11 protein-coding genes and 1 pseudogene are annotated in these 12,740 nt (G+C 68.9%); 6 read left to right on the top strand and 6 right to left on the bottom strand.

The features are described from left to right. The first annotated feature begins 225 nt into the window (after positions 1–225). A complete protein-coding gene (locus IH09_RS05565) occupies positions 226–1,131 on the top strand; it encodes a DUF7916 family protein (protein WP_052854600.1) in 906 nt (301 codons plus the stop codon). 99 nt (positions 1,132–1,230) lie between these two features. Here IH09_RS05565 and IH09_RS05560 read toward each other — a convergent pair whose 3' ends face one another. After that, the gene (locus IH09_RS05560) at positions 1,231–2,001 is read right to left on the bottom strand and encodes an IclR family transcriptional regulator (RefSeq protein ID WP_052854598.1); all 771 of its coding nucleotides are present in this window, start codon (positions 1,999–2,001) and stop codon (positions 1,231–1,233) included. Between the two features lie 95 nt (positions 2,002–2,096). Here IH09_RS05560 and IH09_RS05555 point away from each other — a divergent pair, with 95 nt between their 5' ends. After that, positions 2,097–3,680, top strand: coding sequence for an aldehyde dehydrogenase (NADP(+)) (locus tag IH09_RS05555; protein WP_110952087.1), 1,584 nt, complete (start codon positions 2,097–2,099; stop codon positions 3,678–3,680). A gap of 11 nt (positions 3,681–3,691) precedes the next feature. Then, positions 3,692–4,201, top strand: a complete 510-nt coding sequence (locus IH09_RS05550) for a GNAT family N-acetyltransferase (protein ID WP_094795481.1) — start codon at positions 3,692–3,694, stop codon at positions 4,199–4,201. 139 nt (positions 4,202–4,340) lie between these two features. On the opposite strand, the gene IH09_RS05545 is transcribed toward IH09_RS05550, so the two are convergent. Together IH09_RS05545 and IH09_RS05540 are read right to left on the bottom strand one after the other, a co-directional pair. Next, positions 4,341–4,688, bottom strand: a complete 348-nt coding sequence (locus tag IH09_RS05545) for a hypothetical protein (protein ID WP_052854594.1) — start codon at positions 4,686–4,688, stop codon at positions 4,341–4,343. A 27-nt stretch (positions 4,689–4,715) separates the two neighbouring features. Beyond that, positions 4,716–5,624 (bottom strand): radical SAM protein, encoded by a 909-nt coding sequence (locus IH09_RS05540; protein ID WP_094795482.1) that lies wholly within the window; start codon positions 5,622–5,624, stop codon positions 4,716–4,718. A gap of 537 nt (positions 5,625–6,161) precedes the next feature. On the opposite strand from IH09_RS05540, the gene IH09_RS05535 reads away from it, so the two are divergent. Next, positions 6,162–7,268 (top strand): helix-turn-helix domain-containing protein, encoded by a 1,107-nt coding sequence (locus tag IH09_RS05535; RefSeq protein ID WP_094795483.1) that lies wholly within the window; start codon positions 6,162–6,164, stop codon positions 7,266–7,268. A 713-nt stretch (positions 7,269–7,981) separates the two neighbouring features. Here IH09_RS05535 and IH09_RS05530 read toward each other — a convergent pair. Beyond that, a complete protein-coding gene (locus IH09_RS05530) occupies positions 7,982–8,812 on the bottom strand; it encodes a protein kinase domain-containing protein (RefSeq protein ID WP_052854588.1) in 831 nt (276 codons plus the stop codon). Between the two features lie 169 nt (positions 8,813–8,981). Then, positions 8,982–9,416 (bottom strand): annotated as a pseudogene (locus IH09_RS05525) (hypothetical protein); the annotation flags it as partial. A gap of 1,108 nt (positions 9,417–10,524) precedes the next feature. Between IH09_RS05525 and IH09_RS05520 the strand changes: the two are divergent. Both IH09_RS05520 and IH09_RS05515 read left to right on the top strand, forming a co-directional pair. Next, on the top strand, positions 10,525–11,340 hold the full coding sequence (locus IH09_RS05520) for a helix-turn-helix domain-containing protein (RefSeq protein WP_110952086.1): 816 nt from the start codon (positions 10,525–10,527) through the stop codon (positions 11,338–11,340). Then, positions 11,337–11,552 (top strand): DUF397 domain-containing protein, encoded by a 216-nt coding sequence (locus tag IH09_RS05515; protein WP_052854586.1) that lies wholly within the window; start codon positions 11,337–11,339, stop codon positions 11,550–11,552. Before IH09_RS05520 ends, IH09_RS05515 begins: the two co-directional genes overlap by 4 nt. Before the next feature lie 138 nt (positions 11,553–11,690). Here the strand turns inward: IH09_RS05515 and IH09_RS05510 are convergent, their stop codons facing one another. Further along, on the bottom strand, positions 11,691–12,188 hold the full coding sequence (locus IH09_RS05510; RefSeq protein ID WP_110952085.1) for a phage terminase small subunit P27 family: 498 nt from the start codon (positions 12,186–12,188) through the stop codon (positions 11,691–11,693). Positions 12,189–12,740 lie beyond the last annotated feature (552 nt).

Here is a 12,740-nt window from a genome sequence, read left to right as displayed (position 1 = left end):
CCGCCGCGCACCCGGCGGCCGTCCCCGGAAACGACCCGGCCGTCCGCCCCCGCGCGCGGTGCCCGTAGGCCTGTCGGTGGTGCGCAGCCGGCCGCCGCCGGTTCACGATGGGGCGGACAGGACCACGGAGGCCGGCACCGGCATCGGCACCGAGCGCGCCGGCCACGTCCGGAGTGCCGGTACCGGCCGGCGCGCCGGTACGGACAAGAGCTGGGAAGGTACGCCATGACAGAGCGCATCCTCGACCTCGACCGCGAGGAACTGGCCCGCCTGCGCGGCCGGGAGCTGACCGCGGCGGTGGCCGCCGCCGAGGGCCGCACGATGATCGCCGAGGTGTTCGCCGAGCGCGCCGCGCTCTCCCCGCACACCGACGGCCGCGGGGTGCACAACATCGAGCTGGTCGCCGCCTTCGGCGCGGACATCGTCGTGCTCAACCTCATCGAACGGGCCTGGGACGGCGAACGGCTGCGGCTGCCGGGGCTGGGCACCTTCACCAGCTTCACCGACCTCGCCGCGTACGTCGGCCGGCCGATCGGCGTCAACCTCGAACCGGGCGACGTACCGGAGATCCGCCGAGCCCGCCCCGAGCACGCCAAACGGCTGATCGGCATGGGGGCCGCGCTGCTCTGCCTGACGGCCAACCCCGGTACCGGCGGCAGCTATGAGGGCCTGGCCCGCGTCACCGACGAACTGCGCGCGGGGCTGGGCGACGATGTGGCGCTGTGGTCGGGCAAGATGCACCACGCGGGCCATCCGGAGCGGCTGACCGCGCGGCGGCTGACCGCCCTGGTGGAGGCCGGCGCCGACGGCGTCGTCCTGCCGCTGCCCGGCACCATGCCCGGCGTCACCAGGGAACTGGCCGCCGAGGCGGTCGCCGCGGTGCAGGACGCGGGCGCCGTCGTGATGGGCACGATCGGCACCAGCCAGGAGGGCGCGCACGCCGACGTGGTGCCCCAACTCGCCCTGAACGCCAAGGAGATCGGCGTGGACGCGCACCATTTCGGGGACGCCTACCTGCCCGGTCTCTGCGACCCGGAGCTGCTCTACGCCTACTCCGTCGCGATCCGCGGCCGGCGCCACACCTGGAACCGGATGGCGCTCGGCGGCCGCGGTACGCGCGTCCCGGTGTGACGGCATCCGGGGGCGCCCCCGGCCCGCATCCCGTCCGACGCCGGTCCGCATCTACCGCGGGTCGCCGCGGTGCGGACCGGCCGATGGCCCGGCCGTGCCTCAGAGCCGCCGGGTGGCCAGCGTCAGCCGGTCGCGGGCGTCGAACAGCGCGTCCTTGATCAGCTGCTCGTGCGCCGGGGTCAGCCGGGCCACCGGTACCGAGCAGCTGATCGCGTCCCGCGCCGGGGTGCGGTACGGAATCGCCACGCCGAAGCAGCGCAGGCCCAGCGTGTTCTCCTCGCGGTCCACCGCGTAGCCCTGCTCGCGCACCGTGTGCAGCTCCTCGATCAGCTGCTCGCGGTCGGTGCGGGTGTGCTCGGTCAGGGCCGGGAGGGTGGCCGGCAGCATGGCCCGGACCTGGTCGTCGGTGTACGTGGCGAGCAGCGCCTTGCCCAGCGACGTCGAGTGCGCGGGCAGCCGGCGGCCGACCCGGGTGAACGGCCGCAGATAGTGCTGCGACTGACGGGTGGCGAGATAGACGACATTGACGCCGTCCAGCCGCGCGAGGTGGATGGTCTCCGTGGTGTCGTCCGAGAGCCGGTCCAGCGTCGGCCGGGCCGCGGCCACCACCTCGTCACCGTCGATGTACGAGGTGCCGACCAGCAGGGCGCGGACGCCTATGCCGTAACGGGTGCCGGTGGCGTCGGTCTCGACCCAGCCCAGGTCGACGAGGGTGCGCAGCAGCATGTAGAGACTGGACTTGGGGTAACCGACGGCCTCCTGGACGGAGGCCAGGCTGTGCATACCGGGGCGGCCCGCGAAGTACTCCAGCAACTCCACCGTCCGTACCGCGGACTTGACCTGCGATCCACCGGTATCGGCAGCTGACATCGGCCTTGACCCCTCTGTTCGGACAGCCATAGAGTCCCAGAGGCCCGGATATTCACCATGTGGGACGGCGTTCAGCATATAGAACGCCACCCGGGATGCGGCAAGAGTTCGCTCAGGAGGAACGCACGGTGGCAACAGCGGCAGCAGCACCAGTCTGGAGCGTCGACCCCCGCAACGGGAAGCGCCGTGAACAGGTCGCGGTGGAGGCCATGGCGGCGGAGGTGGACGCCGCGGTGCGCGCCGCGCACGCCGCCCGCGCCCCGCTCGCCGACCGGGGCCTGCGCGCCGCCTTCCTGCACCGCGCGGCCGACCTGCTCGACGAGGCGGGCGAGCAGGTCATCGAGGCCGCCGACGCCGAGACCGCGCTCGGCCCCGGCCGGCTCACCGGCGAACTGGCCCGCACCACCTACCAGCTGCGGGCCTTCGCGGACATCGTGGCGGAGGGCGAGTTCCTCGGCGTACTGATCGACCACGCCGACCCCGCCCTCACCCCGCCCCGCCCCGACCTGCGCCGCTACAAGATCCCGCTGGGCGTCGTCGCGGTCTACGCCGCCAGCAACTTCCCGCTCGCCTTCTCCGTACCCGGCGGTGACACCGCCAGCGCGCTGGCGGCCGGCTGCCCGGTCGTCGTCAAGGCGCACCCCGACCACCCCGCCACCTCCGAACTGTGCGCCGCCCTGCTGCGCCGCGCCGCCGCCGACACCGGGCTGCCCGAGGGCGTGCTGGGGCTGGTGCACGGCTTCCGGTCCGGCCTCGATCTGGTGGGCCACCCGCTGATCACCGCCGCCGGATTCACCGGCTCGGTGCGCGGCGGCCGCGCCCTCTACGACGCCGCCGCGGCCCGCCCGCACCCCATCCCCTTCCACGGCGAACTGGGCAGCCTCAACCCCGTCGTGATCACCGAGGCGGCGGCCGGCGAGCGCGCGGAGCAGATCGGCGCCGGACTGGCCGGATCGATGACCCTCGGCGTCGGCCAGTTCTGCGTCAAGCCCGGCCTCGTCCTGGCGCCCGAGGGCGAGAGGGGCGACCGGCTGCTGACGTCGCTCACCGCCGCGGTCAGCGACACCGAGGCGGGTGTGCTGCTGGACCGCCGGATGCGGGACGCCTTCCTCGACGGCGTCCGCACCCGCGCCCAACTCCCCGGCGTCCAGGCACCGGTGACCCCCGGTGCGGGCGGCGAGCACACCGTCAGCGCGGGGTTCCTCACCGTCCCCGCCGCCCGCCTCGCCACCGAAGGGCCGCACGACATCCTCCTGGAGGAGTGCTTCGGCCCGGTGACCGTCCTGGCCCGCTACGCCGACGAGGCCGAGATCACCGCCGTCCTCGCCCGGCTCCCCGGCAACCTCACCGCGACGCTGCACCTCGGCGAGGCGGAGAGCGCCGGCAGCGACGACGAGGGCCGTGGCGCCCGGCTGCTCGCCGGTCTCACCCCGCTCGCCGGCCGCGTCGTCGTCAACAACTGGCCCACCGGCGTCGCGGTCGCGCCCGCCCAGCACCACGGCGGCCCCTACCCGGCCACCACCTCCACCGCCACCTCCGTCGGCGCCACCGCCATCGAACGCTGGCTGCGCCCGGTCGCCTACCAGGACACCCCGCCCGCGCTGCTGCCGCCCGAACTGCGCGAGGAGAACCCGCTCGGCCTGCCGCGCCGGGTCAACGGCCGCCCCGCGGGCGCGTAGGAGGCCGGCCCGTGCACCGGGACCCCGACGCACCCGCCCCCCGGATACGCGCCGCGACCGCCGCGGATCTGGCGGCCATCGTCACCCTGCACACCCGCGCCCGCGCCGCGTACGCCCGCGCCCGGGTGCCCGACGCGCCCTTCGACACCCCGGCCGAACACGCCCGCGGCCACACCCTCTGGGACCGTGTCCTGGACCGCGAGGACACCCCCGTACTCTGCGCCGAACGCGACGGCACCGTCATCGGCGCCGCCGCGTACCGCCGCCGCGCCGACCCGGACACCGTCACCCTGCACCAACTGCATGTCGACCCCGCCCACTGGGGAACGGGCGTCGGCCGCGCCCTGCACACCGCCTGCCTGCACGCCTGGCGCACGGCCGGCTGCTCCCGGGCCGCCCTGGACGTCCTCTGGCACAACCGCCGCGCCCGCACCTTTTACGCTCGGCTCGGCTGGCAGCCGGATCCGGCCCGCCGGCCTGCGCCCGATGCGACTCATCTGGCGTTGATGCTCACTTTGTGACCGTTTGGCGCGTGCTGCTGTCGCCCGCCGCGTGCCGGTCCGCTGTCGCAGGGCGGGGCGGGCTACCGAGGTAGGCGGGAATGGCAACGGAGCGCCGGCCGCACGTCACAGAGGCAGCGCACGGACGGGGCCGCTCCGGTCAGCGCGTCGGGTGCACCGAGGGGGCCTGGGCTCGTAGCTCCGCCAGTCGCCGTCGGTACAGCGGTCCGGCGACGTGAGCCGCCCGTGCCTCGGACGGGGCCGCATCCTCGATGAGGTGGTGCGCAACGGCCTTGAGATGCGCCGACCACGCCAAGACGTGCTGCTGAGCACTCCGTCCGCATTCCTGCGGCTCATCAGGAAGGCAGAGTGGCAGCGGCGGACCGATCTTGTTTGCCGCGTGCCGGATGTACCCGGCGATGACGGCCCACTGCTCTTCGGTCCGCTGTGCTGCGTCGGCGGTGCCTTCTGCTACCCACCGGCCGAAGTCGTCCCCGTGATCGTCCATTGGCGCGCTCCTGCGGATCTCAGAGTGTCAAACGGGTGCGCCGATCGTAGCCGTGGTCGCCACACCGCCCGCCTCCCTCGGGTCGCAATGACCCACCGACGGGACACACGGCCCGCACGGCCCGCACATGGGGAGGAACTGCGGAGGCGTGCACGACTGTGCGCCCTCCCCGTGCACCGCCGAAATCCCGGCTGATACCTCGGCCATCCGCGTCCCGCCCCAGATGTCGGCGAGCGGCGTGTCCAGCACGTTGCCGAGGGTCAGGGAACGCCCGAGCACGCACGGCCACACCTCCCCGGCCGGACCGATCGCGCACTTCTCGTGGGCGCAGTGCCCGCACAGGTCTCCGAGGGCCGGCGACGCGCCCTTGCTCGCCCGCCCGAATGCCCGCGTCCGGTCGCCGCTGACTTGTCCCACACCGAGGGCGGCAAGGTCCCTTGCCGCCTCTTGGACGCGTTGACCCTCCCGTACCGCAACGACACCGCCACGCAGCGGGATATCCAGGCTGAGCGCCTTTTCCACGTTCGCCCGGGTTCGTCGGTGAGACCCCCGGAGCCTGGTCACCCGGTCGTGTTCCTGCGCGCTGTCGGAGTAGTACGACGTTGCGAGTTTGACCTCGCAGTCCGTGAAGGTCTCCCACAGCTCATCCCGAATGTGGGTCATGTTGGAGAACACCTCGATGGAGAGCCCCGTTCCGTGGGCGTGCGTGATCAGTTCACGCAGGTGCGGGTACAGCGTCGGCTCCCCGCCGATGAACTGCACATCAAGCGCGCCCACGTCCGCGAGTTGCTCGATGACGAGCTTCCAGTCCTGCACGGTCATGTCCCCGTGCGTTCCCTTGGGAGACGAGTCCGCATAGCAGTGGTCGCAGAACTCGTTACAGAGTCCCGTCACCTCCAACCATGCAAATTTCAGTCGGTTTTGGGCAGTGCTCATCGTGAGACTCCTTACGACTGGTGGTTTGAGGTTCCCCGCCCTTGCCGGGATTCCGAATTGCATGGGGAACGAGATCCGGCTACGTCCGGCAGGGGCGGAGTTCATGGGTGGCCGGCTGCGGCCCTCTCCGTTGGTGTCACCGTCGGCGTAGGTCCTTGTTGCAGCCGTGGGTTTCCGGACCTTGGCACTCAGTCCTTCAGCGGGCAGTCCTGGCGGGGTGCGTAGTCAGGACAACGCGGGCTTTCGCACTGGCACTTTGGCCACCCGAGCCCGTCGCCGGGGGCGACGTCCGCCCCTTCCGTTCCGGGATCGGATTTACGTACCAGGAGCATGTCGCCGACCCCGTGCGCTCCAGATGGACGGGAGAGGAACCGCCGGGCTTCGCTGCTGGTCATGGCTTGTCCTCTTCGCCGACGTTATGTCCCGGTGATGGTCCCGCCCGCAAAGGGAGCGGATTAGTGGCATCCGTAGGGGCAAGTGGTCTTCTGGGAGCCGCACTTGGCTGTCCAGTGGCAGGGATAGGGGCAAGATGGATCCATGGCCGTAGGGGAACTGATCAAAGACCTTCGCATGGCACGCAGCTGGTCGCAGGGACGGCTGGCGTCGGAGATCAACGATGCCTTTGGAACAAACCTTGACCGGGAGTACGTCAGCCGGTGGGAGCGTTCGAAGGTGACACCGGGGCCGTATTACCTCCGATGCCTCTCGGCTGTCCTCGACGTACCCCTAGCCGTTCTGGAAGGTGAAGTGAAGCGCCGTACGTTCATCAGCGATGTTGCAGCGACCGCCATAGCCCCTGTGGTGGCCTCTGACCTGCTCGGCGTGGGGTTCTCTGCCCGCCTTGCCGGCGGGCCTTCTGTGGATGACTGGGAGGGCAAGCTGGCTACGTACGGAACCGAGTACATGAGTCTCGGCGCTGCCGACATTCAGCGTCGGGTATCCGGTGAGCTGGTCGTGGTCCAGCAGCAGTTGGAGAACCCTCGGCTGTGGTCCGTGGCGTCCCGGCTCATGACCTTGTACGCGAAGACGTTTCCCGGATCGGACGGGGCCAAGGCGGTCAGCTGGTACCGGCTCGCGGCTGAGGCCGTCGACCGATCCGGTGACGATCAGGCCCGCGTATGGGTACGGGGCCGCGCGGCCATCGCCCTCGGGTACGAGGGGGCCTCACTCGGCGTCGCCGACGTGCTGGCCGATCAGGCAATGGCCATCAGCGACAAGCCGTCGCTGGGGCTCCTCAACGCGATATACGGCAAGGCGCATGCCGCCGCATTGCGAGGAGACCGGGTGACGGCTCTCCAGCTCGCAGAGCGGGGGCAACGGGTGTTCGACAAGGTGGGTTCCTATGAGCAGACCAGCGACTACGCCGTGCCATGGTGGCGGCTGAATGTCTTCCGCTCGCTACTGCTCGCCAGGCTCGGGGATGAACGGAGAGCCGTCGAGGCGCAGGAAGCCGCGCGGCGGGAACTGCCCGTGACACTTCCCCGCTTCGCGACTCATCTTGAGATGCACCGTGGGTTGATGCTGGCCCGGTCAGGAGACAGGGGCGGGGGCGTCGCGTACGCACGCGCGGCGATGGAGGAGCTACCTCCGGAAAAGCACTCGTTGACGCTTCGGTTGCTGATGGAGGAGGTAGAGGCGTCCTAGTGCGACGAAAGGGCCCCGTACCCATCCGGCGAAGCGCCGCACGTGCGGCCCGAACTGCACCTGCTGCTGCCAGCAGGGCGGCTCTTGTCAGTGCGGTGGTGGTGTAGCTGGCGGAACACCGAGCGTCGTTCCGCCTCGGACGGTTCATCCACCGTCCGAGGCAGTGTCATGCGGCAGCCCCGAACTCTGCAGCGGTCTTGAGGCCGTGGCACCCGCGGCACAGCACCAGAGCGTTCCCGTCCACGCAGTCCATGCCTTCCACGACTCAGGCGACTCGCGGCCCCCGGATCCGGGTGAGTGCAGTGTGATCAGGCCATCGCGTTCCGTGGTCGTCGGTCCGTCGAAGAGGACCACCTCCTGAGTCTGCGGTGTTGTGCGTTCATTCCTCCGTTTACACAGGTCAGGCGTGGTATGGCCCCGTCAGCCCACAAGCGCCACCGGTGCCGCACGGGCAAGGCCCGCTTCAGAGCCGGGCCTGCCGTGCCCGCGCCGTGATGTGGCCGGAATAGAGCGGTCTCCCGCGTGGTTGCACAGGGGCACATTCACCCCGAGGAAAGTCAGCTCATGCGCGTCGAAATCTGGTCGGACATCGCTTGCCCGTGAACCAACGGAGCCATAGGTTACCGCGAGGCCCTGACCAGCGTCTATGCGGCCCGTCCGGGACAGTACAGAGCCCCGCCCGGATGGGGTCCAGGCGGGGCCGCTTCGGGGGCTCAGCGGGCGTGGCCCAGCTCTTCGCAGATCTCCGCGCCGGTCGGCCGGTCGGCCGGGTCGCGACTCATCATCTGCTCAATGATCTTGCCGAGGGTGCCCGGTACGTTGATGGGCCGGTGTGGCTTGTCCACGATGGCTTGTCGCTGGTCTTTCCGGTCGGCGTCGTCCGGGTAGGAGACGTGCCTCCACCCGGTGGCGGAGATGAACCAGGATGCACCCAGCGCGTAAACGTCGGCTTCCTTCGTCGGCACTGCGGTGCCGCTCTCCAGGATGCTCCGCGAGATCTCCGGCGCTTCGTAGTGGACTAGGCAGCCTCGATATCGGAAGTCGTAGATCTTCGGGACTTCTCCGCCCTGTGCTAGCGCCAAGTCGATCAGGAAGGTTCCGGTAGGCCCGATGACGAAGTGATTGGGCTGCACGTCGCCGTGTACCCAACCGCCTTCATGTAGATGGGTGAGCGCAACGGCGCATGAACGCGCTTCGTCAAGGTTGGGCGTTGAGGGCTCTGCCGCCTGCCGGTGGGGCTCCCACAGGTTGTAGAGGGATTCGCCGTCGCGCCATGGCTGCGCGCTCCACGTGCCCTCTTCCCACTCTCCGAACTGAACCTCATCAGGGATTAGTTGGCGAAGGATGACGGCCTCTCGGGCGGGGGCCCATGCTGTCCATCCGTGCGCTTGGGTGGGGTAGCCGAGCTTGACAGCGAAACGGCCGGCGCGACTCTGTACATCCCAGACGGTGGAGCCGCGCCGGTTGACGACGAGTCGCTTGCTCAGCGGCGTTACGGCGCTTTGAACGTGGGTGGGGAGGTCATATGGCCCTTGTCCGGACATCGTTGAATCCTCTCATCGGAAGGGGCCGATCCCCCGTTTGAGAGGATCGGCCCCACAGGTCGGGTGAGACTACTGGCGGTTAGCTGTTGTAGTCGCGGCCGTCGTCGCTGTCGCCGGTCGGGGGGTTGCCGCCCCCGCCGTCGTCTTCGTCCTTGCCACCGCCGAAGGCTCCGTACGGGCGTCCGCAGTCCGCGTCGCACTGAGCGGCGTTTTCCCCGTTCACGGTCCACAGTTCATCGATGACCATGAAGCGCGCGGCCTTCATGGCGTGTGCCGAAGCTGTCACTGCTTCGAGGGTGCGCCCTCCACCGCCTGGCCGGGGGTTGTGGTGCAGGAACCGGCCCGCGTGTTCCTGGCAGAACTCCGCGTATTCCTTGGTGTGCAGAATGAGCGCGTGAACGCCGAAGTCCACGTCATCCGACGGGACCATGCCCACCGTGGCCGTTGCGGCCGTGGCGACGAATGCAACCGCCTGGTCGGCGATGCGCTCCGCCCGCTCCGTGGGCTGCCCGTTGTGGGTGACCACGAAGTGAACCAAGCTGTCGAACAGTTCCGGGCTAACCAGCCCCCGGCCCGTGCTTAGGTCGTTCGCTACTACTGTCATGCGTGCTTCTCTCTTCTGAGTGGTGCACTGCATTTGCTGACCCGTTCGGTTGCCGCTGCCCTTGGAGACAGCCGGACGAATCCGTTTCAGGCGCAGGGAACGCGCCTATTCCTAGGTCGGTATCGCCACGTCCCTATCGTCGCGCACGGCTCAGCCTCCTTCTGCTGGTTCGGTCGGGTGGGCCCGCCCCAATCTGCAAGGGCCGCTCATAGATCGGGACGGGGGTGGTGCCCGCCCCTGCCCGGGGTGACCTTCGTCCGTGGGGGACGGATTGAGGCTTCTCATCCGGACAGGGGCGGAGTCTCATAGGCGGCCGGATACGGCCAGGGCGATCACGCCGAAGCAGGACAGGAAGACCACAGAAACGAACGCGGGCCATCCAAACCGGCCGATCACCCGCACCGTCCGCGTCGGAGGCTTCGGCGGTGCGGCGTGGCGGCGGGGGCCGGGCGGTACGCAGACCACGCCCGATTCCGTGTCCAGCGCCCCGCCGTACGGCGTCCACCAGCCCTCGGGACTGCCCTCGTACGGAGTGCCCGCGAAAGGATCAGTGGGAGGCTGGGGCGGTTCTGTGGCGGACCCCTGCACCGTCACAGCAGCCGCCCCAGGGGACCGAGACGACGCCGGCTCTCACAGTCCTCACGAACACGCGCCCGCAGCCTCGCAAGGGCGGGACTGTCCGTGGCGTAAACCGGCGTGCTGCACGTCAGCCCGTCCCGGACCGTGTCCGCGCGGTAGGGACAGTCAGGCCGGGGGCAGTCGCACGGCGGCCACGTCAAGGCGTCCGGGCTCATGTCGTCCCCCGCCGGTCCGTGGCGCGCTGGTGGGGGTGCTGATCAACCATCTCGTTGAAGCTCTGAACTCCCCGCTCGTCGCCCCGCGTCCACGCGGCGGCCCGGCCCTGTACGGCCGCGTAGCAGATGCGGCAGCCGTCCACGGGGGCAGGCCCGACTAACGGCCGTCTGTTCGGTAGTTCGGTCGCCATAGCTGTGCCTTTCGTGTCTCGCGGCCCCGTTGCGCCTGACCTCCCAAGAGTCGGCACTTGGGCGTACGCTGACCAGGTCTAAATCCATGCCAACGGACTCGGCATATCCGGGAGTTGAAACAGATGGTCGAAGGAGTCAGCCAGGAGAGTGGCGCCAAGGACGGGGCTTCGTACTTCGGCGAAGAGGTCAAGGCGCTCAGGAAGTCCATGGGCCTTTCACAAGGCGAGTTCGCCACCGAACTCCGCTACAACCAAGGGCAGGTGTCCAAGGTCGAGAACGGCAGCGTGATGGCATCCGAGTCATTCGCCAAAGCCATGGACCGCGTCGCCGGTACGCCTGGGGTCTACCTTCGGCTGCGGAACAAGCTGGCCCGGCGGGGCATTCCGGATTGGTTCGCGCCGTACGTTGCGTTGGAGAAGAAGGCGGCGGTGGTGAAGATGTTCCACCCCACGCTTCTTCCGGGGCTTGTGCAGATCCATCCGTACGCCGAAGAAGTGTTGCGGGCCGGTCGGCCAACGAACTTCGCAGACCTGATCCGCGTGCGAATGGAGCGGCAGGAGATCTTGACGCGTGACGAAGATCCGGCGCGGCTCTGGTTGATCCTCAACGAGTCCGCCCTACGGAACCCGGTGGGTAGCGCAGAGATCATGCGCGCTCAGCTCCACCACATCCACGAGCTTGCCGAGACACCCAGGCATCGCGTCCAGATCATCCCCGGGAGCAAGGTCAACAATTTGGTAGTCAGCCCCTTTGGGTTGCTCACCCTCACGGATGGGCCGGACGTAGCGCACGTGGACGGCTTCCCGCGCGGCTTCGTGCTGTCCGAACCTGCCGACGTTGCCCAAGCCCAGGATGCCTATGATCTGTTGGTGGCCATGGCCGCGCCGCCGGACGAGACGGCGGAGCTGATCAACTGCATTGTTAAGGACTGCTCATGACCAATGCCGACTTCCCCGACTGGACCAGCTCCAGCTACAGCCAGAGCAACGGCGGTGAGTGCATCGAGTGGGCACCGGCCACTGCCGCCGCAACGGGCATCGTCCCCGTCCGTGACTCCAAGGATCCGCACGGCCCCGTGCTCGCGATCGCCCCGGCCGCCTGGTCCGCGTTTGTCTCTGCTGTCCAGTGCGACAGGCTTACCACTGTGTAAGCCCAGCGAGACAGAGGGGCTCCCGCGCACTTCTCCCACTGGGTGACGGGGCTAGCCGTCGCTGGAACGCAGAAAGCCCCCACGCCCGCAGTCCCGGAATCTCGGGGAGACGGGCGCGGGGGTTCTGTGGTGAGGCGGTCAGTCCCACACGTCCGAGCCGTCATCCTCGGGCTCCGGCGCTGTGATCGCTGTTCGGGCGCTCGGCGAGAGACCCAACTCCCGGATGTATCGCGCGAGTTGGCTGCGATACTGCCCCGCGATGGTCGCGGCTCCGTTCTTCACCGTCCCGCGCTCGGCGGTCACGATCAATCCGCGCTCGGACAGGTCTCGCTCGGCCTGGTCGATGCGGGCGACGCACACGCACAGGTCTTTCACAGTGGTGTGGTCCACTTCGCCGATCCCGGCGGCGACTTCCAGAATGGGGACGATGCGCCGCCATTCCTCGGACGCGACTTCCCGGCATCGGATGTTCGCTGGTTCAACAGCAGGATCGGGCGAGGGCGGGAAAACTCCCGTCCAGTCTGGTTCGGTGAGGATCGCGCGGGGCACGATCACGCCCTCTTTGATGGCTGCCTTTGAAGGGTTCCCTTCGCGTGCCTGCTGAACGGCTGACTTGGGCCTGTATCTGTCGGCCATGCAACCTCACTTCCTTGTATGGGGTGCCGGTCGCGGGTACCAAAAACACCCGCAGCTCCGGCGAGAGTCTTTTGCCTCCCGCCCGCGCCCCTTTTCAGGAGGAGAGGAGCGCCCGCCTGGTCCGCTAATCAGAATGGTGGTGCTTTCGGTGCCTTTTCGGCCGCCCATCCTCCTGGTTGATGCTTTGCTGTCTCTCTGCTGTGGCAGCGTGCACACAATGCGCGCAGACACTTGAACGAATCAGGATCGCTCACACCTTGAGATATGAGGTCCCGTCGGCTGTGCGGAAAATGGTCAGCTACTTTCGCCTCGCGACCGCACAGCACACACCACGGATTGACGTATAGGAATGCGCTGCGGATACGTGGCCAGAGAGGACCGTACGAACTGCCTCCACGTGTTACGCGTTGCCTGTTCGCTTGCTTCTCATGTGCAGCACAGCGCCCGCCATTGGTGAGTTCGGGACATCCAGGGACAGAGCACGGGGTGCGGGGCTTACGGGGCATAGGGGGTCTCCCAACAGGGCCGGGGGCTCATCGCTAACCCCCGGCC

It is taken from the genome of Streptomyces celluloflavus (genome assembly GCA_000720995.1).
Lineage (GTDB): Bacteria > Actinomycetota > Actinomycetes > Streptomycetales > Streptomycetaceae > Streptomyces > Streptomyces celluloflavus.
Note: the sequence above shows the minus strand (reverse complement) of the source record. Positions and strands in the feature narration are given on the sequence as shown.

Coding starts and splice junctions, on each gene's coding strand:
- IH09_RS05565 (WP_052854600.1), top strand. CDS start 226: ATGACAGAGCGCATCCTCGACCTCGACCGCGAGGAACTGGCCCGCCTG.
- IH09_RS05560 (WP_052854598.1), bottom strand. CDS start 2,001: ATGTCAGCTGCCGATACCGGTGGATCGCAGGTCAAGTCCGCGGTACGG.
- IH09_RS05555 (WP_110952087.1), top strand. CDS start 2,097: ATGCGGCAAGAGTTCGCTCAGGAGGAACGCACGGTGGCAACAGCGGCA.
- IH09_RS05545 (WP_052854594.1), bottom strand. CDS start 4,688: ATGGACGATCACGGGGACGACTTCGGCCGGTGGGTAGCAGAAGGCACC.
- IH09_RS05540 (WP_094795482.1), bottom strand. CDS start 5,624: ATGAGCACTGCCCAAAACCGACTGAAATTTGCATGGTTGGAGGTGACG.
- IH09_RS05535 (WP_094795483.1), top strand. CDS start 6,162: ATGGCCGTAGGGGAACTGATCAAAGACCTTCGCATGGCACGCAGCTGG.
- IH09_RS05530 (WP_052854588.1), bottom strand. CDS start 8,812: ATGTCCGGACAAGGGCCATATGACCTCCCCACCCACGTTCAAAGCGCC.
- IH09_RS05520 (WP_110952086.1), top strand. CDS start 10,525: ATGGTCGAAGGAGTCAGCCAGGAGAGTGGCGCCAAGGACGGGGCTTCG.
- IH09_RS05515 (WP_052854586.1), top strand. CDS start 11,337: ATGACCAATGCCGACTTCCCCGACTGGACCAGCTCCAGCTACAGCCAG.
- IH09_RS05510 (WP_110952085.1), bottom strand. CDS start 12,188: ATGGCCGACAGATACAGGCCCAAGTCAGCCGTTCAGCAGGCACGCGAA.